The following is a 25,104-nucleotide window of genomic DNA, read 5'->3' as shown; positions in this document are numbered from 1 at the left end:
ATACGGTGGGACCGAAGCACTGGCCGAAGGACCACGTTCGAATTCCAATGGGCGGAACAGCCGTACAGAATCGACAGGGTGCCGTGCTAGCGTCGAAACGCATCAGAGGTGTACGCCGTTCACCCATGATCGGGGGGCGAAGCGGGGGCCCGGTTCCTTCCTCCGCCGCGTCTGCGCGCCCTTCCGCCAGGGCTGCGACGGATAGGTCATGACCGGTACATACCCTTGACGGCGCTGGTCGGCGGGAGGTTCAGGGCGGTGCCCCAGGAACTGTTCGGCAGAAGCGAAGAATCTCAGATCATCACCGAGATGCTGGAATCCGCGAGAGCGGGCGCGGGCGCGGTCGCCCTCATGGAAGGCATCATCGGCACGGGCAAGACCTCACTTCTCCGCTGGGCCGAGGCGACCGCCGTCGAGCAGGGGATGCTCGTGCTCTCCGCCACCGCCTCCCCCACCGAACAGCGCTTCTCCATGGGGGTGGTGCACCAGCTTCTCGGCACCCTGCCCGAGACGGCGCAGTGCTGGGAGCGCGCCTTCGCCACCCGCTCGGGGGCCGGCGCCGGACCGGCGGAGTCCGACTACCCGCTGCTCGCGGAACTGTGCGCGGGCGTGGGCCGGGCCGCACGGCGCACCCCGGTCCTGCTGACGGTCGACTCCATCCAGCACGCCGACCGCGAGTCGCTGCTGTGGCTGGGCTTCCTCAGCCGCCGGCTCGACCACCTCCCCGTCGCGGTGCTCGCCACCAAGCGCTGCGGCGAGCCGGCCAGCGACCCGCAGCTGCTGGTGGAGCTCATGGAGGGCGTGCGGCCGGACCGTCACGTCTATCTCCGCGACCTGAGCCCGAGCGCCGCCTCCGACCTCGCCGACGCCCTGTGCGACCACGACCACGACCACGAGTCCGTGGACGCGCTGGTCGCCTGCACGGGCGGCAACCCCTACCTGCTGACCGAGCACATACGCACCGGACCGGCCAGGCAGGGGGCGCCGCCCCGCGGCGCCGGGCACGCCCCCGGCGTCCTCGCCGGCCCGACACCCGCGGACGCGCCGGACGAGCGGATGCGCCTGAAGTCGGTCAAGGAACGCATCCTGTGCATGCTCCGGCGCCTCGACCCGCATGGCCTGGAGGTCGCCCGCGCGGCCAGCATCCTGGGCTCGCAGCTGGACCCCGACATCCTCGCCGGCCTGTGCGGCATACCGGTGGAGGACGCCTGCCGCAGCCTGACCCGGCTCACCGAGTCGGGACTGCTGGGCCCGCACGACATGACGTTCCGGCACCCCCTGCTCGCCGAGCTGCTGTACGAGGACATCCCCTGCGCGGAGCGCGGCGAACTCCACCGCTTCGCCGCCCGCTTCCTCTGGCACCGCGACGCTCCGTGCGAGGACGTCGCCGCCCACCTGCTGCGCGCCCACCGGCTCGACAAGCCCTGGATGGCGCGGCTGCTGCTCGACGTCGCGCAGGGCATGGTCGGCCGGGACCCCGCGGGGGCCCGGCGGCTGATCGAGAAGGCCATGCTGCACGGTCTGCCCGACGAACTGGGCACCCGCGCCGAGAGCTTGCGGATACAGGCGCTCGTCTCCCTCGACCTGCCGGCCGCCGCGCACGCGCTCACCGCGCTCACCGCCGTTCCGCTCGGACCCGAGGAGCGGCTCCAGGAGACCCTGCGGCTCTCCGACATCCTGCTGCGGCTGGACGAACCCACCGCCGCCCGCACCGTGCTGGAGGGCGCCCGGGGGGCGAGCGGCGCCCCGGACGCCTTCGCGGCCGCCCGGCTGCGCGAGCGGATCACCCATGTCCGGATCCACGAGGGCACCTACCGCCCGGGGGACGGTGACGAGGGCGAGGACCGGCTCGAGCGGGTGCTGCTGCTGCGCACCGCAGCGGGGGAATCGGCACGGTCGGTCCGCCGGATCGCCGACCGGGTCCTCGCCGCGCCCCGTGCCCCGTACGGCTCCCCCGCCTGGTACCACGCGGTGCTCGCACTGCTCTGGTCGGGCGAGGCGGACGAGGCCCAGCGGTACCTGGACACCGAGGTGCGACTGGCCGGCGCCGAGGGCACCGTGCCCCGGATCGCCGAGGCCCTGGCCGTACGGGGTCTGGTGCAGCTGCACCGCGGGCTGCTCAGGCCCGCCGAGCAGGACGCCCGTCAGGCCCTCGACCTGCTGACCCGGATCGAGGCCTCGGCGCACCACGTGGGGTCGCTGGTCCGCAGCGTCCTCATCGACGTGGCCCTGGAGAAGGACGACACCGCCGCAGCCGGAGCCCTGCTCGACGGGGCACCGCCGCTCTCCGGCGAACAGCACGTCACCTGGTGGCGGCTGCACCTCCTGCACAGCGCCGGGCAGGCCCTGGGCCGGCTCGGCCAGGCCCGGCGGGGTCTCGCCCTGATCACCCGCTGCGAGGAGGAGCTGGCCCGCCGGGGCGTCGTCAACCCGGCGGTGCTGCCGTGTGGTTCCACCCGCTCCACCCTGCTGCTGGCCCAGCACAGCACGGCCGCGGCCCGGCGGGCCGCCCGGGAGGAGACCGCGCTCGCCCGCCGCTGGGACGCCCCCTTCGCCCTCGGCCGGGCCCTGATCGCGCAGAGCGCCGCGAGCTCGGGGCGGGAGGCACAGCAACTCGCCGACCAGGCCCTGGAGATCCTCGAACCGGCCCCCACCCCGCTCCTCTTCGCCCACGCGCTCTACCAGGCGGGCCGGGCCCATCAGCGCGTCGGCAAGGCGCGGCGCACCCGCGAGCTGCTGCGCCGGGCGAACGAGGTGGCCGTCTCGCTCGGCGCCGACTGCCTGGCGGAGGCCGTACAGCGGGAGCTGCGGTACGCCGGCGGCCGGCCCGATCCGCGCAAGGACTCCACAGAGTCGCTGCTCACGCCGACCGAACGCCAGGTCTCCGAGCTCGCCGCTCGGGGCATGAGCAACCGTGACATCGCCGATCTGTTCAAGGTGAGCCTGCGGAACGTCGAGTCCCATCTCACCAACTCCTACCGGAAGTTGCGCATCCGGGGGCGTCACGAACTGGCCAGGTTCTTCTCGGCGGAGGAGGAGTCCGCCGCGGCACCGGTGCTGCTCTACCAGCCCCGGCCCGAGCTCACCCCGTCGCCCCGGCTGAGGACCGGCTGACGGGTTCGCGGGAGGGGAGGCGGGAACCGGCGACCCGGGAACCGGCAACCCCCGCGGGATCGGGGATCCAACCCGCCTCCGACGGCGCGGCCACCCCACCGACGGGCACGCAAAGAAATACCCTCTGCACCGCGCTTCCGCAGGTCTCGCATGCCCGCTCCCGAGCCGTGGGCACCCCTGTGGACAACCCTTCCTGGGTGACGGCCACCGACTACGATGACTGCTGAGGTACGGGCCGGTGGTGGGGCGGCATCGGCCCCTTCGGCCCCGGCGCGGCGCCCGTCGCGCGCCACCTGGTGGACCAGGGGTTCCTGGACCAGGACGGCGGGATGCTGTTCATCGGACCGGAGGCGGAGCGCCGCTACGGACACCGCCACTTCATGAACCTGACGGCGGTGTTCACCGCCCCGCCCGAGTTCACCGTCTGCAACGGCCGCTCGGAGATCGGCCGTACCGACCCGGACCTGCTCACCGAGGAGATCACCGGCCCGCGCATGCTGCTGCTCGCCGGGCGGAGCTGGCTCGTGACGTACATCGACTGGCGCCGCAGGCGCTGCTTCGTGGAACCGGCGGACGAAGGGGGACGCGCCCGCTGGTGCCTTCCTGACGTGGACGGACGGGCGGTACGCGGTCTCAAGTTCAGCGAGGCGCTCCCCCTCCGCCTGGCCGAGGCCACGCTCGCCGAGCGCACGGCGGATGCGGCCGGCGCGCACGCGGTGCTGACCGAGCCGGTCCGCTGGACCTTCCTTCACCACGAGTAGAGCGTCCCGGGGCCTCAGGGTTCGCGGACAGACCACGAGGGGAACGCACCCACCATGGGACACGGAGCACGGAGGCGTTTGGCGGAGCTGCTGGATCAGGAGGAGCAAAGAGGGGACTTCAGCACCCGGTTCGAGCTGTCCGCCCACGCCCTGCGCATTCAAGTCGACGGGGTCGGAGAGCTGCCCCTGCCGGTGCGCGCCCCGGTCGCCAAGAAGCTGATCGCGCAGGCCAGGCAGGCCCGTTTCGGCCGCGGTGAGCAGACGCTGTCCGACACCCGCGTGCGCGACACCTGGGAGATCACCCCGGACCGGGTCACACTCGGCGGCCCCGACTGGGACCGCACCCTGAGCGGAGTCCTGGACGGCGTCCGCCACGCCCTCGGCCTGCCGCCCACCACCGCGCTGCGGGCCGAACCGCACGCGCTCCTCGTCTACGGCAAGGGGCAGTTCTTCCTCCCGCACCAGGACTCCGAGAAGGACGACTCCATGGTGGGCACCCTGGTCGTCTCGCTGCCCTCCCACCACTCCGGCGGCGAACTCGTCGTCGAACACGCGGGTCGCAGCGTCACCCACCGGGCGTCCCGGGAGCAGCTCACGTTCGTCGCCTTCTACGCGGACTGCCGCCACGAGGTCAGACCCGTCACCGCCGGGTACCGCGTCACCCTCACCATGAACCTGCTGGCCGAACGAGTCCGGCCGGCCGACGGGAACGACGGCGGCCCCGTCGCCGACCTGGCCCACCGCCTGACCGAGCACTTCGCCCAGCCCGCCGAGCAGCGATACGGCTACGGCCGCCCGGAGACCACACCTCCCAACCGGCTCGTCTACCTCCTCGACCACGAGTACTCCCGGCGCGGCCTGGACTGGGACCGTCTCAAGGGTGCCGACGCCACCCGCGCCGCCCGGCTCCGCCAGGCCGCCGGGCAGGCCGGTTGCGAGGCGGTGCTGGCACTGGCCGAAGTGAAGGAGACCTGGGACGCCGTTCCGCCCTACGACCGCTACGACTACTACGGCGAGACCGAGCACTTCGACGAGTGCGAGGACGACGAGTGCGAGGGCGAGTGCCGCCTCGACCCCGACGGTGAACCCGGCGCCGAGCGCCGCCGCACCGGTGACTTCTCCGACTACGAACTGGGCGACCTGATCGACGACGAGATCACCCTCGGCTGGTGGACCCGCCCGGACGCCACCGGCGGCGAACAGATCTCCCTGCCCGTCCCGTACGCCGAGGTGTGCGCCACCACCGAGAACAAGGACCTGACGCCCTACCAGTCCGAGTACGAGGGCTACATGGGCAACTACGGCAACACCCTGGACCGCTGGTACCGGCGAGCCGCAGTGGTGCTCTGGCCACGGCAACGCTCGTTCGCAGCCCGCGCCGAGGCAGGCTCCGAGCAAGCCCTGCGCGAACTCCAGGGCCACCTCGACGCCGGCGAACTCCACCGGGCGCGCACACTCGCCCAGTCGCTTGCCCCCTTCTGGAAGCACCAAGGGTCGGGCGAGGCGGCCGCGCCGCTCTTCGCCGCCGCTCTGCGCGTCGCGGTGGGACTGCGGGACGCGGACACCGCCGCGATGCTGCTGGCCCCATTCGGGGTGGAGACCCTGGCCGAGGAGCACGCCCCCGACCTCGCGGCAGCGGCCGCACAGTACGGCTGGAGGTGGGCGCGCAACACCGTCAGCACCTGGTTCGGCCCCGTCGGCGCCCGCACCGGGGCCGACCGCACGGCGTGGCTCGCATCGCTGCCCGGCCTCTGCGCCGCACTACGGACCTCCGACGGTGACGGAGACGCGGTGGCGGCCCCGCTGGCCGAGGGCGCCTGGCAAGCCACCCGACAGCAGCTCACCGGCTGGCTCGACGTGGGCCGCGAGGCGGAGCGCCGCGCGGGCATGGAACGGCTGGGCGCTCCCTTGGCCCACGTTCTGCAGGCCGCCGACGGCGGCACCGCCGACACGATCGCCACCGCACTGCGTGGCCTGCCGGACACCGTTCTGGAGTGCCTGCTCCCGGTCCTGCGCACCGCGGCTCGCCGACCGGCGACCGCACGCAACGGCACGCACGCGGCCCGCGCCTTCCAAGCACTCGCCGACCACTGCGAGACCGTACTCACCACGAGTGTTGCCCGCCCTGTGCGAGCGGCGGACGACTGGTCACTCGCCCCCGCCGGCGCCTGTCGCTCCGGCTGCGACCTCTGCCCCGACCTGGATGCCTTCCTCAACTCCCGCACCCGCCGAGTCATGGAGTGGCCGCTCGCCCAGGCCAGGCGCCGGCATGTCCACAGCCGCATCGATCTGGCCGGCCTGCCCGTGTCCCACACCACCCGCCGGCAGGGGCGCCCCTACACTCTGGTCCTCACCAAGACGGACGCGGTCTTCACCCGCGAGCAGGCGACCCGTGACCGCGCCGAGGCCGACCTGGTGTGGCTGCGGAAGAACTGGCCCCGGACACCCCGATGAGCAGTGGAACGCAGCTTCCAGCTTGATATCGCTCTGCACCACGAGTGCTGCCAGGCAGGGAAGCCACCATGGGCGGGCGCCGGGTCCAGGGGATTCCCCGGGGAGAAGAAACCGCCTCGAACTCCGTAAACAGGGGACCGCGAGCCCCTTCGTCGGCACCCCTGTGCTGACATGTCAGCACGGGAAATCGGGACAAAAACACCTCTCTGACTGCATTTCCGCAAGTCAGAGGGGTGCATATGAGTGGAGCCTAGGGGAGTCGAACCCCTGACATCTGCCATGCAAAGACAGCGCTCTACCAACTGAGCTAAGGCCCCGGAACGGAGACCAGAGTACCGGGTCACCCCCGGGATCTTCCAAAAGGATGAGGACTCCCGGTATCCGACCACTCTCCGTAGGATGCTCGTCGGGTTCGCAGCAGCGAAGCGACGCCAGGGGAAGCGATGGGGAGACGCGACATGGACGCAGCACAGCAGGACACGACCGCGAGAGCCAGGGAGCTCCAGCGCAACTGGTACGGGGAGCCGCTGGGGGCGCTCTTCCGCCGGCTCATCGACGATCTGGGCCTGAACCAGGCCCGTCTTGCCGCGGTGCTGGGGCTGTCGGCTCCGATGCTGTCCCAGCTGATGAGCGGCCAGCGGGCCAAGATCGGCAATCCGGCGGTCGTCCAGCGTGTCCAGGCCCTGCAGGAGCTGGCCGGTCAGGTCGCCGACGGCAGCGTCAGCGCGGCCGAGGCAACGGACCGCATGGACGAGATCAAGAAGTCCCAGGGGGGATCCGTGCTCACCGGAACCGGGCAGTCCACGACCAGCTCCGGGGCGCCGACGGTGCGCCGGGTGGTGCGGGAGATCCAGTCGCTGCTCCGCTCGGTGGCGGCGGCCGGGGACATCATCGACGCGGCGGACTCGCTCGCCCCCACGCATCCGGAACTGGCAGAGTTCCTCCGGGTGTACGGCGCCGGGCGCACCGCGGAGGCGGTCGCCCACTACGAGTCGCACCAGAGCTGACTGAGCAGGGGCGCGGGCGGCCGGGGCGGGCGGCCGGGACAGGGAAGGCGCACCGGACGATGCAGGACGCCGGAACAGGGAACCGGGAGCGGGCACAGCGCGATGGGTGAGGTCTTCGCTGGTCGGTACGAGCTGATCGACCCGATCGGACGGGGTGGGGCCGGCGCCGTATGGCGCGCCTGGGACCACCGGCGGCGGCGCTATGTGGCCGCCAAGGTGCTGCAGCAGAGCGACGCCCACTCGCTGCTGCGCTTCGTCCGCGAGCAGGCGCTGCGTATCGATCACCCTCATGTGCTCGCCCCGGCCAGCTGGGCCGCGGACGACGACAAGGTGCTGTTCACCATGGACCTGGTGAGCGGCGGGTCGCTGGCGCACCTCATCGGCGACTACGGCCCGCTGCCACCGCGGTTCGTCTGCACCCTGCTGGACCAACTGCTGTCGGGACTCGCCGCGGTGCACGCGGAGGGGGTCGTGCACCGCGACATCAAGCCCGCGAACATCCTGCTGGAGTCCACCGGCACCGGGCGGCCGCATCTGCGGCTGTCCGACTTCGGCATCTCCATGCGGAAGGGCGAGCCTCGGCTCACCGAGACGAACTACGTGGTGGGGACGCCCGGCTACTTCGCGCCCGAGCAGATGCTCGGCGCGGAACCGGACTTCCCCACCGACCTGTTCGCCGTCGGACTCGTGGCCCTCTATCTGCTCGAGGGCCGGAAGCCGGACTCCCGGGCCCTGATCGAGCACTTCGCGGCGCACGGCACACCGGGCGCTCCGGAGGGCGTTCCGGAGCCGCTGTGGCAGGTCCTGGCGGGTCTGCTCCAGCCCGATCCGCAGGCCCGCTTCCGTACCGCGACCGGTGCGCGCAAGGCGCTCGCCGCGGCCGTCGAGCTGCTGCCCGAAGCCGCCGTCGACGACGAGCCGGTCGAGGTCTTCGACCAGCTGGGAGCGCTGCCCTCCGGCTTCGGCCCCAAGGGCCCCGAGGGCCCCGAGGGCCCCGAGAGCCCCGACGGCGCCACGGGACGCGGACCGGACGGACCGCGGACCACCGGCGCCCAGCCGGCCGTCGGCCACACCGGCCACACCAGGCACACCGGTGAGGCGCAGCAGGCGGCACACGGAGGCACGAGCGGCACGTACGGCACGTACGGCACCGACCGCCCGGACGGCACGGACGGCACGGACTCGTGGTCACGCCCACCCCGACCCGAATCCCGGCAAACCGGGTATGCCACCCATACCGAGCATGCCGGGCATATCGCGCCGACCGGACGGGCCGAGCAGGCCGGGCATGCGCTCCCGGAAGGGCCTCACACCCACGGCGCGCAGGAAGCGCCCCTGCCCTCGCCCTCGGAGACCGGCTCCTTCCGGCTGCCCCCGCCGCCCCCGCCACCGGCGCCGCACCAGACCGGGGACCGGCCGCCCGCACCCGCGCAGCCGGGCGCCCACGCCGAGTCCCCACATGAACACCGAGGCGCGGATCGGCCCGCTGCGCGGGATCTCGCCCAGGCGCCGACGGCCGCGGTTCCGTACCAACGGCCCTCGACTCGTCAGTACACCGGCCACAGCCCCCGGATCCCGGGCCCGGCGCATCCGATGCCGTACCCGCCGGCCCACGCCCCGTCGTCCACGCCCCCGCCCATGGCACGCAGACGCCCGGGTCCGCCCCCGAAGGTGGCGGTCCCGGTGCTGGTCGTCGCACTGATCTGTTTCGCGGTCGGGATCTGGGCCCTCGCCCAGGCGTGAGCGCCGGCCGGCAACGCTTCCGGCGGGCCGACTCACCGTGCGGAGCGGGCCGTACTCCGTCCGCGCCGCGCCGCGCCTCCGGCCGGTCCCGGTGCCCCGTAACCCTCCCCTGCCCGGCCCCGCCGTCCCGGCCTACCCGGGGCCGTCGCCGTACGGAGACCCCGCCGGACCAAAGGACTGCGGCGCACCGGGACCGGCCGGAGGCCCAGGGGCGTGCGCCGGAGTGCCCCCCGGCAGCCGGGGGGCGCCGTGCCCCGGCCCGATGCCCCCGGACGGCACACCCTGCGGTGCCCCTGCGGCGGCCCGCCGCGCCAGCAGCGTCCAGGCGCCCAGCCCCACGACCAGCAACGCCCCGGTGCCCACGCCGGCCACGCCGACGAGCCGCATCATGCCGCTCCGTTCGGCCTTCTCGCCCTCGGAGACGCCCAGGTCGCCGACCGGTCCCGCGTACGGCGGCGCGGCTTTGGCGTCTCCCTCGACGTTGACCCGCAGCGTCACGCCGAACTTCTCCTTGCCGAACTTCTCCGCCAGCTGGGGATTCAGGCTGACGGCGAGGTAGTGGTCACCGCCGAGCCGCATGCCCTGGACCTTGTCGCTGATGGCGAAACGGTTCTCGTAGGCGACCTCCGGCAACGGGTCCAGCGCGGCCTGCTTCTGCCTGCCGTCGTACGACCCCGTCCCGCCGTCCTCGACCAGGGCCCGCACGGGGTTGTAGAGCCGCATGGTCAGGGCCTCGCCGACGAAGGTGAAGTTCTCGGTGCTCGTACTCCCCAGCGAGGCGGTCCCGAAGATCCGCTGCCCCCAGTCGACCTCGACCCGGTAGAAGTACGTCCGCCCCGGCTCCATCCGGCTGCTCCACTCGCCCTCGGAGATCTCGGCAGCGTCGTTGAAGCCGGTTCCGCCCACGACCTCCTTCGTCCCGCCTCCGGGCAGGCCGGGTGAGGCGGAGGGCCACTCCGTAGGGGCCGCGGTCGGCCCCGGCCGACTCAGCCCGGGCTCGGTGACATGGCGGATCTCCAGCTCCCAGGCCCCTGACGGGGAGGCGTCCGCAGCCGCGGAGTCCGCCGCTGCGGTGCGCTCCACGAGCACGTTGTACGCGCCGGCCTCCTGGCAGGTCGAGCGGCCGCTCCCGATCGTGCGGTGCGCGGCGGCGGCCAGCGGCCTCGCGAACCTGCCCGGGCCCACCTTCTCGTTCGCGCTGCTGCACCTGGTGCCCTGGCCGTCCTGGAGGGTGACCTCGATGCCCTCGCTGTACGCGAGTCCGGCACCCGTCCGGGGAACGGCCACGACCGAGACGTACGCGTTCCGCACCGCGTCCAGATCGACGCGGAAGTTGAGCTTCCCGCCCGGCCCGATGGACGAGCGGTAGGTCGTGCCGGCCTCCAGCGCCTCGGCGTCGGCACTGCTCTCCGCGCCCTCGATCGGCCGCGCGCCGGCGCCGAACACATAGGGGTCCGGCTCATCGGCCGCCTGGGCCGGGGCGGTGTTCAGGGCCGCCGCGCACACCGCCGCCACCACGGCCGGCGCCACCCGTGCCCCGCTGCGCTGCCTCATCTCCGCGCTTCCCCCAAGTCGTCGTCGCCGTCCTGACGCCGTCCTGACGCCGTCCCGCCTTCGGCCCGCCGTCGCCTCCGGACACGGCGGTGGTCCGGTACGGCCCATGCGGCACTCACGGATCCGGGTCGCGGATCGGACGCCGGTCCGCCCGCCCTCCAGGGCGGTCGTGGTGCCGGTCCATCCTGCCCCGCCGCCCCGGCCCCTGTCCTCACACGGCTCCGAAGCAGCACCGTCCTCGCACGTGACCCGCGGAGCGCACCACCCGCATTCACTCACGCAATCGATCTGTTCGCGTAAGCGAACCCATCGAGGGTCAGGCGTCGGCCTCGGCAAGGTGAACGGCATGGAGCCCCGGCCGCTCGGCGGCCGGGGCTCCGTCACTCTCAGACTGTTTGCGGCTCACACACCCGAACCTGCGGGCACGGAGTCGGTCGCCTCCGTCCACAGATCCTGCTCGGCGCGATCCGCCTGGATCTGGCGGTACACGAGGAGCCCGCCGATGGCGGCCAGTGCGACCAGGAGAAGCTTCTTCACCGCGCGACCTCGTCTTTCCTTGACGTAGGGGACTTCTGGCGCCCGACTATACACACCGATCGATACCGTTCGGTGACCTGCATACGCCCCGGCCGGAGACCTGCGAGTGGTCAATTCCCCTCCCACCACCAGGGATCGGCCCCACTCGGGCACCCAACGGGTCCCGCCCGGGACGCACCTTCCAGGCGCGGCCACGACGCCGCCGGCTCCGAGGACCCCACGATGGTGCGGACCGGGAACGCCGAAGACCCCCAACCATGATCGACTGGGGGTCTTCGTGCTGGTGGGGCTAACAGGATTTGAACCTGTGGCCTCATCCTTATCAGGGATGCGCTCTAACCAACTGAGCTATAGCCCCGCCGCGCTGCGCGCTGACCCCTGAAGGTTAGCGCACGTGGGGGGCAGTCCCAAAATCGGTTCTCCGCCCCCCGGGACCTCGGGTTATTCGTCCTCGGCCAGCGTGAGCTCGACTCCGCCCACGAACCCGGCGGAGAGGTTGTAGATGAAGGCGCCCAGCGTCGCCAGCGCCGTGGCCAGCACCACGTCGATGACCGCGATCACCGACGTGAAGAGAAGCACCCGCGGGAGCGACAGGAACGACTGGAGGTCGAAGCCGTTGCTCTCGTTGGAGCCCGTGGCCTCGCTGATCGTCCCGCCGACGGTCGAGAAGACGCCCATGGCGTCCATGACCATCCACAGCACCGCCGCCGCGACGATCGTGCAGATGCCCAGGGCGATCGAGAGCAGGAAGCTGACCTTCATCACCGACCACGGGTCGGCCTTGGCCACCCGAAGTCGGGCCTTGCGGGTCCGGGGCTGTGTGGTCGCCCCGGTGCGGGGCCGGCGGACGGCCGCGCCGGCGGCCGTCTGCTGACCAGGACGCTGCTGGCCGCCCTGCGTCCCCCCAGGAGGGGAGGGGTACGCCTGGGGCGGGTGGTACGGCTGGGTTCCCTGCTGCACCGGTTGCTCCCCACCATAGGTTTCGTGCGGGGGCTGCGACCCCCGGCTGTCGGTCACGGTCGTCCCCCCGCCGTCGGCGGGTGCGCCCCCCGCCCGGGAGTGCGAGGCGGAGCCACTGGCACCGTTCGCTCCAGAAGCATCGCCGGCATCGGCCGATCCGGCGCCGGTGGCTCCACTCACGCTCTACTCCTCGTCGTGCTCTCCGGCCGAGGGCTCCGTGCCCTGGCCGTTCCCGGCAGCCTCGGGGGTCCCGGCCTCGGTGCCCTCTTCGGCTTCCCCGGTCCCTTCGACCTCTTCGGCCTCACGGCCGGCCTCCGCGTTGCGCGCGATGCCCACGACGGCATCCCGCTTGCCGAGGTTGATCAGCTGGACGCCCATGGTGTCACGGCCCGTCTCCCTGACTTCATTGACTCGCGTACGAATCACACCACCGGACAAGGTGATGGCGAGGATCTCGTCGGTCTCCTCGACCACCAGCGCGCCGACCAGGGAGCCGCGGTCCTCCACGATCTTGGCGGCCTTGATGCCGAGGCCGCCACGGCCCTGGACGCGGTACTCGTCGACGGCGGTCCGCTTGGCGTACCCGCCGTCCGTGGCAGTGAACACGAAGGTACCGGGCCGCACCACATTCATCGAGAGGAGTTCGTCGCCCTCGCGGAAACTCATGCCCTTGACGCCCGACGTGGCACGGCCCATCGGGCGCAGCGCCTCGTCCGTCGCGGTGAACCGGATCGACTGGGCCTTCCTGCTGATCAGCAGCAGGTCGTCCTCGGCCGACACCAGCTCGGCGCCGATCAGCTCGTCGTCGCCGCCGCCCTCCGTCTCGCGGAGGTTGATCGCGATGACACCGCCGGAGCGCGGGGAGTCGTAGTCCTTCAGCGGCGTCTTCTTCACCAGGCCCGCCTTGGTGGCGAGGACCAGGTAGGGCGCGGCCTCGTAGTCCCGAATCGCCAGGATCTCGGCGATCTGCTCGTCCGGCTGGAAGGCCAGCAGGTTGGCGACGTGCTGGCCGCGGGCGTCGCGCCCGGCGTCCGGCAGCTCGTACGCCTTGGCCCGGTAGACCCGTCCCTTGTTGGTGAAGAACAGCAGCCAGTGGTGCGTGGTGGAGACGAAGAAGTGGTCGACGATGTCGTCCTCCTTCAGCTTCGTGCCCCGCACGCCCTTGCCGCCGCGCTTCTGCGAGCGGTAGTCGTCGGTCTTGGTGCGCTTCACATAGCCGCCGCGGGTGATCGTGACGACGATGTCCTCCTCGGCGATCAGGTCCTCGATGGACATGTCGCCGTCGAAGGGGACGAGCTGGGAGCGCCGGTCGTCGCCGAACTTCTCGACGAGGGCGGCCAGCTCCTCGCTGACGATGCCGCGCTGCTTCTCGGGGGAGGCGAGGATGCGGTTGTACTCGTTGATCTTCGCCTGCAGCTCGTCGTGCTCCTGCACGATCTTCTGGCGCTCCAGGGCGGCCAGCCGCCGCAGCTGCATCTCGAGGATCGCGTTGGCCTGGATCTCGTCGATCTCCAGGAGGCCCATCAGGCCCCCGCGCGCGACCTCGACCGTGTCACTGCGCCGGATCAGCGCGATGACCTCGTCGATGGCGTCGAGCGCCTTGAGCAGACCGCGCAGGATGTGGGCGCGTTCCTCGGCCTTGCGCAGCCGGAACTTCGTCCGGCGGACGATGACCTCGATCTGGTGCGTCACCCAGTGGCGGATGAAGGCGTCCAGCGACAGCGTGCGCGGCACCCCGTCGACCAGCGCCAGCATGTTGGCGCCGAAGTTGGTCTGCAGGTCGGTGTGCTTGTACAGGTTGTTGAGGACGACCTTGGCGACGGCGTCGCGCTTGAGCACGATGACCAGGCGCTGGCCCGTGCGGGACGAGGTCTCGTCGCGGACGTCGGCGATCCCGCCGATCTTGCCGTCCTTCACCAGGTCGGCGATCTTCTGCGCCAGGTTGTCCGGGTTGACCTGGTACGGAAGCTCCGTGACCACCAGGCACTGCCGGTTCTGGATCTCCTCGACCTCGACGACCGCCCGCATGGTGATGGAGCCGCGGCCGGTGCGGTACGCCTCCTCGATGCCCTTGCGGCCCACGACCAGCGCCCCGGTCGGGAAGTCCGGGCCCTTGATCCGCTCGATCAGCGCGTCCAGGAGTTCCTCGTGGGTGGCCTCCGGATGCTCCAGCGCCCACTGGGCGCCGGCCGCGACCTCGCGCAGATTGTGCGGCGGGATGTTGGTGGCCATCCCGACGGCGATACCGGCGCTGCCGTTGACCAGGAGGTTCGGGAACCGCGACGGCAGGACCGTCGGCTCCTGGTTGCGGCCGTCGTAGTTGTCCTGGAAGTCGACGGTCTCCTCGTCGATGTCCCGGAGCATCTCCATGGACAGCGGCGCCATCTTGCACTCGGTGTAGCGCATGGCGGCGGCCGGGTCGTTGCCCGGGGAGCCGAAGTTCCCGTTCGAGTCCACCAGCGGCATCCGCATCGACCACGGCTGCGCGAGGCGGACCAGCGCGTCGTAGATCGAGGAGTCGCCGTGCGGGTGGTACGTACCCATGACGTCACCGACGACTCGGGCGCACTTGTAGAAGCCCTTCTCGGGCCGGTAGCCGCCGTCGTACATCGCGTACAGCACACGGCGGTGGACGGGCTTGAGGCCGTCCCGTACGTCGGGCAGCGCGCGCGACACGATGACGGACATCGCGTAGTCGAGGTAGGAGCGCTGCATCTCCGTCTCGAGCCCGACGGGCTCGATCCGCAGCTGCGGGCCGTCCTCTTCGATTCCGGTGGTGACGGGAGCGGGAGCGTCCCCGCCGGGGACGGGGGTGGTCTCGTCGGCCATTGCTGGTCTTCAGTCCTTTCGAGCGGTCAGCTGAGACCGACTCAGATGTCGAGGAAGCGGACGTCCTTGGCGTTGCGCTGGATGAAGGAGCGCCGTGCCTCGACGTCCTCGCCCATCAGCACCGAGAACAGGTCGTCCGCCTGCGCGGCGTCGTCCAGCGTGACCTGGCCGAGGACGCGGTGCTCGACGTCCATCGTGGTGACGCGCAGCTCCTCGGCGTTCATCTCGCCGAGACCCTTGAAGCGCTGGATCGAGTCTTCCTTGATCCGCTTGCCCTGCTGCTTGCCGAGCTCGACGAGGGCGTCCCGCTCGCGGTCGGAGTACGCGTACTCGAAGTCGTCGCGGCCCCACTTGATCTTGTAGAGCGGCGGACGGGAGAGGAACACATGGCCCGCCTCGACCAGCGGCCGCATGAAGCGGAAGAGGAAGGTCAGCAGCAGGGTGTTGATGTGCTGGCCGTCCACGTCGGCGTCCGCCATCAGGATGATCTTGTGATAGCGGAGCTTCTCGATGTCGAAGTCCTCGTGGATACCGGTGCCGAAGGCGGAGATCAGCGCCTGGACCTCGGTGTTCTGGAGGATCTTGTCGACCCGCGCCTTCTCGACGTTCAGGATCTTGCCCCGGATCGGCAGGATCGCCTGGTACATCGGGTTGCGGCCGGACTTGGCCGAGCCGCCGGCGGAGTCTCCCTCGACGATGAAGATCTCGCACTTGGTCGGGTCGTTCGACTGGCAGTCGGACAGCTTGCCCGGCAGCGAGGCGCTCTCCAGCAGGCCCTTGCGGCGCGTGAGGTCGCGGGCCTTGCGGGCGGCGACACGGGCCGTGGCGGCCTGGATGCCCTTGCGGACGATGTCCGCGGCCTCGTTGGGGTTGCGGTCGAACCAGTCGGTGAGGTGCTCGTTGACCACCTTCTGGACGAAGGTCTTCGCCTCCGTGTTGCCCAGCTTGGTCTTGGTCTGGCCCTCGAACTGGGGCTCGCCGAGCTTGACCGAGATGATCGCGGTCAGACCCTCGCGGATGTCCTCACCGGTGAGGTTGTCGTCCTTCTCGCGCAGCAGCTTCCGGTCCCGCGCATAGCGGTTGACCAGGCCCGTGAGCGCGGCGCGGAAGCCCTCCTCGTGGGTACCGCCCTCGTGGGTGTGGATCGTGTTGGCGAAGGAGTAGACGCCCTCGCTGTACTGCGAGTTCCACTGCATCGCCACCTCGACCGAGAGCAGCCGCTCCTTGTCCTCGGCCTCGATGTCGATGACCGTGGGGTGGATCAGTTCGCCCTTGCGGGAGTTCAGGTACGTCACGAAGTCGACGATGCCGCCCTCGTAGTGGTACTCGACCGTGCGCGCCTTCGGCTCGTCCGCCGCCTCCGCGTCCGGGTCGTCCGCGCCGACGGTCGCCTTCGCCGACTCCCGCTCGTCCGTCAGCGTCAGGGTCAGGCCCTTGTTGAGGAAGGCCATCTCCTGGAAGCGGCGCGAGAGCGTCTCGAAGGAGTACTCGGTCGTCTCGAAGATGTCCGGGTCGGCCCAGAACGTGACCGTGGTACCCGAGTCCTCGACCGGCTCGTGCTTCGCCAGCGGGGCGGTGGGCACCCCCATCTTGTAGTCCTGCGTCCAGCGGTAGCCGTCGCGCTTGATCTCCACCGAGACCTTGGTGGAGAGCGCGTTGACGACGCTCACGCCGACGCCGTGCAGACCGCCCGACACGGCGTAGCCGCCGCCCCCGAACTTGCCGCCGGCGTGCAGGACCGTGAGGACGACCTCGACGGCCGGCTTCTTCTCCACCGGGTGGATGTCGACGGGGATGCCGCGGCCGTTGTCCACGACCCTGACCCCGCCGTCGGCGAGGATCGTCACGTCGATCGTGTCCGCGTGCCCGGCCAGGGCCTCGTCGACGGAGTTGTCGACGACCTCCTGGACGAGGTGATGAAGACCACGCTCACCGGTCGACCCGATGTACATGCCGGGGCGCTTGCGGACCGCGTCCAGACCCTCGAGGACGGTGATCGCGCTGGCGTCGTACGACGAGGGCCCCAGGCCCTGGCCGGTCCCGTCGGCAGCAGTGGAAGGAATGTTCTCGTTGGGGTTGCCGGAATCGGCCACGAAGCGCCCTTTCTGGCACAGCACACACCGTTCTCCGGGCAAGCGGGACCGGTTGCGTCGTTCGGCTGTAATCGACGTGTCCCGCGCAGTGGCGGGAATCTCTACCAGTCTACCGGTACCGCCGACATGAATGGGGGTTTGCGGGTCCCTGAGTCCGCATGTGCCGCCCTCAACGGGCGGTCGCCGACTCCCCATATTCGGGAAGGGCCTCCAAGAGGCTCACACCGGCTTTGAGCGCTTCGGCCTGTCAACCCCCGGCTACGGTGAGGGACACCCCGTGCGCCCCACCGGTCCCACCGGGGGCGGCAGTGCGCCGTCGCGTGGCGAGGACGTCGGGCGCGGAGAGGTAGCGGTCACGCCTCGACGCCCTCTGACCTGCGGTGATGATCGTCATCGGCCGGCTCGGGCGTCGCCGTCGGCGGACTGGGGGGCCGGTGGGGCGTGGTCCGCCGTCGCGGATCCTCCGCCCGGCCCCGGGGAAACGGGACGCCGCTCGCCGGGCACCGGCACCGGGACGGCCGGTCAGAGGCCGGGCACCGCATCCGGAGCCGTGGCGGGCGGCCGTCGGAGGTCCGGCCGCGGCGAGCCGGAAACGGACCCGCGCATGTGACGCAGACCACCCGCGGGAGCGGTGCGGGACGGTGGTATCCGTGCGGCCGCTGTGGTCCTCGTGGGCCGTTGTGGTTTGGGCGGCCGCTGTGGTCCGGGCGGCCGCTGTGGCCACCCGGGTGCCCGGTGGGGAGGTCCCGGCCGTCGCGGGGCGTCAGCCGTAGGTGTCGCCGGGACCCGTGCTGCCCGGCGCGCGCAGCGGTCCGAAGCGGCGGGCCGGGCCGCCGGGGCCCAGGACCCTGATCACCCGGACCGTGCCCTGGCCGAGGTCCTCGTTCAGCCGGGCCACGAGCCGCGGAGCGAGCAGGCGCAGCTGGGTCGCCCACACCGTCGAGTCGCACTGGACGGTGAGTACCCGCTCGTCCGGGTCCTCGTCGTAGCGGAGCGGGACGCAGTGCTTCGCCAGGTCCTCGCCCACGATCTGCGGCCAGCGGCCCATCACTCCGCCCACCGCCGCGGGAGTCTCCCAGCCCCGCTCGGTGATCAGCCGGTTGATCGCCGCGCCCAGCGGCAGCGGGTCCCGGCCGTCCGCGCGGGCCCCCGACCGCAGGCCGCCACCCCGCCTGGCCTGGCGCTTCTCCAGCGCGGCCGCGCCTCGGGCCCGGGCCTGCTCCTTCGCCGCGCGCAGCGCCACGCGCGCGAGATCGACGCCCGAGGGCCCGGGCAGCGGCTCCGTCGGCACCGACGGCACCGATGCTGACGGCGTACCCGTCCCGGACACCCGCGAAGTCCCGTTCTCGCTCATGCGCGCTCCACCGCCCCGTCCGCGACCCGGTACCGCGCGCCCGCCAGCGCCGCCGGAACGTCCTCGTCCACCGCCGCCGTCACCAGCACCTGCTCGCCGGGGGCCACCAGCTCCGCCAGCCTCTCCCGCCGCCGGGCGTCCAGCTCGGCGAACACGTCGTCGAGCACCAGCACCGGCTCGTTGCCCTCCGCCCGCAGCAGGTCGTACGAGGCCAGCCGCAGCGCGAGGGCGTAGGACCAGGACTCGCCGTGGCTGGCATAGCCCTTCGCCGGCATCCCGCCCAGCTTCAGCAGCAGCTCGTCGCGGTGCGGCCCGACCAGCGTGACCCCGCGCTCGATCTCCTGCCGGCGCGTCTCGCCCAGCACGGCCACGAGCTGCTCGAACAGTTCCTCGCGCGACTGCGCCGCACCGCCGCCCCCCGACCCGCGGTACTCGAGCGCGACCGGCCCGCCGCCCGGAGCGAGCTGCTCGTACGCCTTGTCGGTCAGCGGCTGCAGCGTGGCGATCAGATCCAGCCGCCGTGCCAGCAGCTCCGCCCCTGCCCGGGCGAGGTGCTGGTCCCACACGTCCAGGGTCGACAGGTCCATGGCGCGGCCGCCGTGCCGCCGCGCCATCGCGGCCGACTTCAGCAGGGTGTTGCGCTGCCTGAGTACCCGCTCGTAGTCGGACCGCACCCCGGCCATCCGGGGTGAGCGTGCCGTGACCAGGTCGTCCAGGAAGCGCCGGCGCTCGCCGGGATCGCCCTTCACCAGGGCCAGGTCCTCCGGCGCGAACAGCACGGTCCTGACGATCCCCAGCACGTCACGGGGCCGGACCTGCGAGGACCTGTTGATGCGCGCCCGGTTCGACATTCCCGGGTTGAGCTCCAGCTCGATCAGCTGGGATCGCTCGCCCTGGGTGACCGCGGCCCTGATGACCGCCCGGTCCGCTCCGGTCCGCACCAGCGGTGCGTCCGAGGAGACCCGGTGGCTGCCGAGCGTCGCGAGATAGCCGACGGCTTCCACCAGATTGGTCTTGCCCTGCCCGTTGGCGCCCGTGAAGGCGGTGACGCCCGGCTCGAGCGGGACCTCGACCCGGGCGTACGAGCGGAAGTCGGCCAGCGACAGATGCGTGACGTGCATGGCGGCGCCGACCTCCCTACGGTCTGCCGCCGGCTGCTCCGCCGGCCGACCGTTCTCCGCAGTGTGTGGATTACCGGTTGCTCTCGACCGCGTGCCCGCCGAACTGGTTCCGCAGGGCGGCGATCATCTTCATCTGCGGGGAGTCGTCCTGACGGGACGCGAACCGCGCGAACAGGGACGCGGTGATCGCCGGCAGCGGCACCGCGTTGTCGATCGCGGCCTCCACGGTCCACCGGCCCTCGCCGGAGTCCTGTGCATAGCCGCGGATCTTCTCCAGGTGCTCGTCGTCGTCCAGCGCGTTGACCGCGAGGTCGAGCAGCCAGGAGCGGATGACCGTGCCCTCCTGCCAGGATCGGAAGACCTCGCGCACATCGGTGACGGAGTCGACCTTCTCCAGCAGCTCCCAGCCCTCGGCGTAGGCCTGCATCATGGCGTACTCGATGCCGTTGTGGACCATCTTCGCGAAGTGGCCGGCGCCGACCTTGCCCGCGTGCACCGCGCCGTACTCGCCCTCGGGCTTCAGCGCGTCGAAGACCGGCTGGACCTTGGCGACGTCCTCCTTCGAGCCGCCGTACATCAGCGCGTAGCCGTTCTCCAGGCCCCAGACCCCGCCCGAGACACCGCAGTCGACGAATCCGATGCCCTTGATGCCCAGCTCGACGGCGTGCTTCTCGTCGTCCGTCCACCGGGAGTTGCCGCCGTCGACGACGACGTCCCCGGGTGACAGGAGCCCGGCCAGCTCGTCGATGGTCGCCTGGGTCGCGGCGCCGGCGGGGACCATCACCCACACCACCCGCGGGCCTGCGAGCCCCTCCACGAGCGCCTCGAGGCTGGGGACGTCGGAGAGGTCCGGGTTGCGGTCGTAACCGATGACGGTGTGACCTGCGCGGCGTATGCGCTCGCGCATGTTGCCGCCCATCTTGCCGAGGCCGACGAGACCGAGCTCCATCAGAAAGAATCCTTACGGTGTGGTGTTTCGTACCCGCGTCCGAGCCTACGCCGGGACATGGGCACACACCTGTGGGGTCGGGCGCTCATCGGTACAGGCCGACTGGGCCGAACCGGCCGCGTACCGGAGCGGGGCTCAGCCGCTGAGGCGCACCGGCATGATCAGGTACTTGTAGGCCTCGTCCGCCTCCGCGTCCACGGCCGGCTTGCCGCTGAGCAGCGCCGGCTTGGTGGAGGTGGTGAAGGAGAGCTGCGCGACCGGGGCGTCGATGGCGCTGAGTCCGTCCAGCAGGAACGTGGGGTTGAAGGCGATCGAGATGTCGTCGCCCTCCAGCTGTGCGTCCACACGCTCCACAGCCTGTGCGTCGTCGCTGGACCCCGCCTCCAGGATCAGCACTCCCTGCTCGAAGCTGAGCCTGACCGGAGTGTTCCGCTCGGCGACCAGGGCGACGCGCTTGACGGCCTCGACGAACGGGGCCGTCTCGATCACGGCCACCGAGTTGAACTCGGTGGGGAAGAGCGTGCGGTACTTCGGCAGGTCCCCCTCGAGCAGACGGGTGGTCGTCCGCCGGCCCGCGCCCTCGAAACCGATCAGGCCCTCGCCGGCACCCGAGCCGGACAGCGCCAGGGTGACGGTGTCACCGCTGGTCAGGGCCTTCGCGGTGTCGAGCAGGGTCTTGGCGGGCACCAGGGCGACCGCGGAGGCGTCCGGGGACTCCGGCTTCCACAGGAACTCACGGACCGCGAAACGGTAGCGGTCGGTGGAGGCCAGGGTGACGGTGTCGCCCTCGATCTCGATCCGCACGCCGGTGAGCACCGGCAGCGTGTCGTCACGGCCTGCGGCGATGGCGACCTGGGCCGCGGCGGAGGCGAAGACCTCACCGGGGACGGTGCCGGTCGCGGTGGGCATCTGGGGCAGCGCCGGGTACTCCTCCACGGGGAGGGTGTGGAGCGTGAAGCGGGAGGAGCCGCAGACCACGGTCGCCCGTACACCGTCTGTGGAGATCTCCACCGGGCGGTTGGGGAGGGCGCGGCAGATGTCGGCGAGCAGACGGCCGGAGACGAGGACGGTGCCGTCCTCCTCGACCTCCGCCTCGACCGAGACCTTCGCGGAGACCTCGTAGTCGAAGCTGGAGAAGCTCAGCGCGCCGTCCTCGGCCTTCAGGAGAAGGCCCGCGAGAACGGGCGCCGGCGGACGTGCCGGGAGGCTCCGGGCCACCCACGCCACCGCCTCCGCGAGTACATCGCGTTCCACCCGGATCTTCACCGGAACCGCCTCCTGCTGTTGCTCGCTCGCCCTGCCGGCCTTCGTCGGCACACGGCCACCCCGACCGGTGGTGGGGTCCGATGCCGGAGAACAGTCTGACGCACGGCGCCGACACTCGGTGCGGCTCGGGGTCAAGTCGAGACAAGAGGCAGCCGGGTCACCGGTGCCGGGTTGTGCACAGGCCCCTCTTCGAAGCGAGTTCCCCGGTATCTCTGAGTGGGAGTAGTAGTAGGGCCTGTGGAAACCGTGGAAAACGTCGTCTGTGCAGGTCAGCCGCCAAATTTTGTCCACGGGCCCTGTGGGCGGAGCCGGTGGACAACCCGGGCTTCCTGTGGACGCCGGAAAGTTCTGCACACCCGGTGCACAGGTCACGGGGGCTTCTCCCCAGTGCCGTCCCCAGCTTTACCCACGTTGCCCACAGGCCAACCCGGCACCTTGGTGTGACGCCTTTCACTCGCTCCAGTGAGCTCCCGCGTTTCGTTGCCGAACAGTGGACAGCGGTGTGGAGAAGCTGTGGGCAACGCGGCCGAGCCTGTGGGCAGGGTGGGGACAACGCCGGTCCCGCCCTGGGGAGTGCGCGTGTGTCCACAGCCTGTGGAGTGCGGTTGGCCACAAATCCACACCCGGCTGACCAGCGATGATCACACCAACGCCGCCTCCGCTGTGGATGCGATCTGGACAACTCGCAGGTCCCCAGGCTGTGGACGGAAGATCCGTCCCACATCTGTGGAGAACGGCCTCGCCGCGGCGTCCATTCGAACAGCACACCTGCGCCTGGTGTACCTGCGCCCCGGGCGGCGGCGCACCGGCCGCGGGCAGTACGGAGCCGCCGGAGTGACCGGAGCGGCCGGGACGGATAAAACGCACGGAGCGGATGGAGTGGACGGAGACGGAGCCGGCCGGATACGGCGAGGGGCGCCCCGGGAGGGCAGCCGGGGCGTGTCAGGGGGTGCCCTTCCCGGAGGCGACCGCAGGATCGACCGTGTGCCGATCGGGGCAGTCCGGATGTGCGGCCGGTGCCGCCGGGCGGCGAGCAGGCTGTGCCGGGTGCACGGTGACTGGTGGCGGGTGCGGGTGCCGGGGCTGTTCCGGCCGCAGTCGGGCTCACCGCGGAACGGGCCGGCCCGGCCTCCGCTGTGGCGGCACGCACCCTCTGGGGCGTGCTAGCCCGGCCTGCGGGCGGAGCCGCGTGGCCCGTCCGGGGTCAGCCGTTCTTGATTCGGTTGGTGAGCTCGGTGACCTGGTTGTAGATGGAGCGCCGCTCTGCCATCAGCGCGCGGATCTTGCGGTCCGCGTGCATCACGGTGGTGTGGTCGCGCCCGCCGAACTGCGCGCCGATCTTCGGCAGCGACAGATCCGTGAGCTCCCGGCACAGGTACATGGCGATCTGGCGCGCGGTCACGAGGACGCGGCTGCGCGAGGACCCGCAGAGGTCCTCCACCGTCAGCCCGAAGTAGTCGGCGGTGGCCGCCATGATGGCGCTCGCGGTGATCTCCGGGGCGGCGTCCTCCCCGCCCGGGATGAGGTCCTTCAGCACGATCTCGGTGAGTCCGAGGTCCACCGGCTGCCGGTTGAGGCTCGCGAAGGCGGTGACCCTGATCAGCGCGCCCTCCAGCTCGCGGATGTTCCGCGAGATCCGGGACGCGATGAACTCCAGCACCTCCGGCGGCGCGTTGAGCTGCTCCTGCACCGCCTTCTTGCGCAGGATCGCGATGCGCGTCTCCAGTTCCGGCGGCTGCACATCGGTGGTGAGGCCCCACTCGAAGCGGTTCCGCAGCCGGTCCTCCAGGGTCATCAGCTGCTTCGGCGGCCGGTCGGAGGACAGCACGATCTGCTTGTTCGCATTGTGGAGCGTGTTGAAGGTGTGGAAGAACTCCTCCTGCGTCGACTCCTTGCTCGCGAGGAACTGGATGTCGTCGACCAGCAGGATGTCCACATCGCGATAGCGCTTGCGGAAGGCGTCGCCCTTGCCGTCGCGGATGGAGTTGATGAACTCGTTGGTGAACTCCTCCGAGCTCACGTACCGCACCCGGGTGCCGGGGTAGAGGCTGCGCGCGTAGTGCCCGATGGCATGCAGCAGATGGGTCTTGCCGAGTCCCGACTCCCCGTAGATGAAGAGGGGGTTGTACGCCTTCGCCGGGGCCTCGGCCACCGCGACGGCGGCGGCGTGGGCGAACCGGTTGGACGCGCCGATGACGAAGGTGTCGAAGAGGTACTTGGGGTTCAGCCGGGCGTGCGGCTCACCGGGGCCCGGGGCCGGTGCGGGCTGCGCGCCGAGGGGCCCGGGGGCGCCGCCGGCCCCGGGTGCGCCCGGAAGCGGTCCGCCGTGCCGCGGGGTCCCGGTCTCCGGGAGGTCCGGCCGGTCGGGGCGCTGGTGGTCGTACTGTCCGCGGTCGGGCAGGGGCGAGCGGTAGTCGTGCTGCGGCTGCCGGGGGCGGGCCGTGGCGTAGGGGTCGCGCTCCTGGAAGCCGCCCAGCCGCGTCTGCTGCCAGGACAGGTCCTCCTGGGTGCGCGGCCAGGCACCGGGCTCCGGGCGCTGCTGCTGGTACTCGGGGTAGGCGGGGCGGATGCGCGGCAGCCCGTCGTCCTCTCCGGGCCGATGGCCGTACCCGTCGTAGGCGTCACTGTGGCGCGGCTCGTCGTGCTGCGGACCCTGGTAGCGGGGAGGCTGCTGTACGGGCGGTCCCGCCGCGGTGACGGGCTCGGCCGAGGACTCGTCGACGGTGATCGCGATCCGGATCGGGCGGCCGCACTCTCGGCTCAGGGTGTCACTGATCAGCGGGGCCAGCCGGCCCTCGAGAACGCGCTTGCCCCATTCGTTGGGGACGGCCAGCAGAGCGGTGTCGGCCACCAGCGCCAGCGGCTGGCAGCGCTCGATCCACTGCTTGTCCTTGGGCTCGATGCCCTGCTGGCCCTCTCCGAGAAGCTGTTCCAGCACGCGTGGCCACACTGCGGCAAGATCGGCAGGTACGTCAGCCACAAGGCACGCTCTCTCACAGGTCCCACGAATGTGTGGTTCTCGGGACGGGTCGGTCAGGCCCGGCAGGCGGGTGGGAAAGGAATTCGAGTTCAGTCACGGTAGTCAGGGCGACCGGTGCGGTTCAAGTTGTTGTCCACAGCCTGTGTACAGTCGGCGCCGCAGTGACCCTGGTTTGACCGGATGGCGTAGCCGCGCGTACCGTAACCAGGTCGAGTTGTCGATGGCTGCTGCCGCCTGCCTCCGATGGGCAAAGATCACGATCAGTGGATCACGATCGGTGATCGTGAAGCGGTGCACTCGGGCGTATTGCGAGCTACTCGTGGGCGCACGGTGACAGCCAGGCGATGCCCCGCCACCCACACATCATTTCTGGAGCCCCCGA

At 71.3% G+C, this 25,104-nt stretch carries 14 protein-coding genes, 2 tRNA genes and 1 pseudogene; 5 read left to right on the top strand and 12 right to left on the bottom strand.

All coding sequences use genetic code 11. The features are described from left to right. The first annotated feature begins 258 nt into the window (after window positions 1-258). From DDW44_RS15165 to DDW44_RS15155, 3 genes and pseudogenes are all read left to right on the top strand, one after another. Window positions 259-3,114 carry a BREX system ATP-binding domain-containing protein gene (locus tag DDW44_RS15165; RefSeq protein ID WP_108908845.1) on the top strand — a complete coding sequence of 952 codons (2,856 nt, stop codon included), beginning with the start codon at window positions 259-261 and terminating at the stop codon, window positions 3,112-3,114. Between the two features lie 239 nt (window positions 3,115-3,353). Beyond that, a pseudogene (locus tag DDW44_RS15160) lies at window positions 3,354-3,875 on the top strand (DEAD/DEAH box helicase); the annotation flags it as partial. 78 nt (window positions 3,876-3,953) lie between these two features. Continuing rightward, window positions 3,954-6,329 (top strand): 2OG-Fe(II) oxygenase, encoded by a 2,376-nt coding sequence (locus DDW44_RS15155; protein WP_244224042.1) that lies wholly within the window; start codon window positions 3,954-3,956, stop codon window positions 6,327-6,329. A gap of 244 nt (window positions 6,330-6,573) precedes the next feature. Here the strand turns inward: DDW44_RS15155 and DDW44_RS15150 are convergent. Then, window positions 6,574-6,646: transfer RNA gene (locus tag DDW44_RS15150), tRNA-Ala, on the bottom strand. Window positions 6,647-6,787: 141 nt separating this feature from the next. Here DDW44_RS15150 and DDW44_RS15145 point away from each other — a divergent pair. Both DDW44_RS15145 and DDW44_RS15140 read left to right on the top strand, forming a co-directional pair. Beyond that, window positions 6,788-7,336, top strand: coding sequence for a helix-turn-helix domain-containing protein (locus DDW44_RS15145; RefSeq protein ID WP_018890686.1), 549 nt, complete (start codon window positions 6,788-6,790; stop codon window positions 7,334-7,336). Between the two features lie 102 nt (window positions 7,337-7,438). Next, entirely contained in the window at window positions 7,439-9,079 is a 1,641-nt protein-coding gene (locus DDW44_RS15140; protein ID WP_108906768.1) for a protein kinase domain-containing protein, read from the top strand. A 132-nt stretch (window positions 9,080-9,211) separates the two neighbouring features. Here DDW44_RS15140 and DDW44_RS15135 read toward each other — a convergent pair whose 3' ends face one another. From DDW44_RS15135 to dnaA, 11 genes are all read right to left on the bottom strand, one after another. Continuing rightward, entirely contained in the window at window positions 9,212-10,633 is a 1,422-nt protein-coding gene (locus DDW44_RS15135; RefSeq protein ID WP_240800393.1) for a hypothetical protein, read from the bottom strand. A gap of 402 nt (window positions 10,634-11,035) precedes the next feature. Continuing rightward, complete coding sequence (locus DDW44_RS32790; protein ID WP_003958712.1) at window positions 11,036-11,170, bottom strand: DLW-39 family protein; 135 nt, start codon at window positions 11,168-11,170, stop codon at window positions 11,036-11,038. A 281-nt stretch (window positions 11,171-11,451) separates the two neighbouring features. Beyond that, window positions 11,452-11,528 (bottom strand) — tRNA-Ile (locus tag DDW44_RS15125). Between the two features lie 83 nt (window positions 11,529-11,611). Continuing rightward, on the bottom strand, window positions 11,612-12,187 hold the full coding sequence (locus tag DDW44_RS15120) for a DUF3566 domain-containing protein (RefSeq protein WP_026165040.1): 576 nt from the start codon (window positions 12,185-12,187) through the stop codon (window positions 11,612-11,614). Between the two features lie 126 nt (window positions 12,188-12,313). Beyond that, on the bottom strand, window positions 12,314-14,959 hold the full coding sequence (gene gyrA, locus DDW44_RS15115) for a DNA gyrase subunit A (protein ID WP_108906766.1): 2,646 nt from the start codon (window positions 14,957-14,959) through the stop codon (window positions 12,314-12,316). Window positions 14,960-15,000: 41 nt separating this feature from the next. Beyond that, the gene (gene gyrB, locus DDW44_RS15110) at window positions 15,001-17,076 is read right to left on the bottom strand and encodes a DNA topoisomerase (ATP-hydrolyzing) subunit B (RefSeq protein WP_018890683.1); all 2,076 of its coding nucleotides are present in this window, start codon (window positions 17,074-17,076) and stop codon (window positions 15,001-15,003) included. A 739-nt stretch (window positions 17,077-17,815) separates the two neighbouring features. Beyond that, window positions 17,816-18,406: a DciA family protein gene (locus DDW44_RS15105; RefSeq protein ID WP_018890682.1), complete on the bottom strand. Its 591-nt coding sequence runs from the start codon at window positions 18,404-18,406 to the stop codon at window positions 17,816-17,818. Then, complete coding sequence (gene recF / locus DDW44_RS15100) at window positions 18,403-19,527, bottom strand: DNA replication/repair protein RecF (RefSeq protein ID WP_108906765.1); 1,125 nt, start codon at window positions 19,525-19,527, stop codon at window positions 18,403-18,405. The genes DDW44_RS15105 and recF overlap by 4 nt, the downstream gene beginning before the upstream one ends. A gap of 70 nt (window positions 19,528-19,597) precedes the next feature. Beyond that, window positions 19,598-20,476: a phosphogluconate dehydrogenase (NAD(+)-dependent, decarboxylating) gene (gene gnd, locus DDW44_RS15095; protein WP_017946342.1), complete on the bottom strand. Its 879-nt coding sequence runs from the start codon at window positions 20,474-20,476 to the stop codon at window positions 19,598-19,600. 135 nt (window positions 20,477-20,611) lie between these two features. Continuing rightward, entirely contained in the window at window positions 20,612-21,742 is a 1,131-nt protein-coding gene (gene dnaN / locus DDW44_RS15090; RefSeq protein ID WP_017946341.1) for a DNA polymerase III subunit beta, read from the bottom strand. 1,204 nt (window positions 21,743-22,946) lie between these two features. Beyond that, entirely contained in the window at window positions 22,947-24,722 is a 1,776-nt protein-coding gene (gene dnaA / locus DDW44_RS15080; protein WP_108906764.1) for a chromosomal replication initiator protein DnaA, read from the bottom strand. Window positions 24,723-25,104 lie beyond the last annotated feature (382 nt).

This window comes from Streptomyces tirandamycinicus (assembly GCF_003097515.1).
Classification (GTDB): domain Bacteria; phylum Actinomycetota; class Actinomycetes; order Streptomycetales; family Streptomycetaceae; genus Streptomyces; species Streptomyces tirandamycinicus.
Note: the sequence above shows the minus strand (reverse complement) of the source record. Positions and strands in the feature narration are given on the sequence as shown.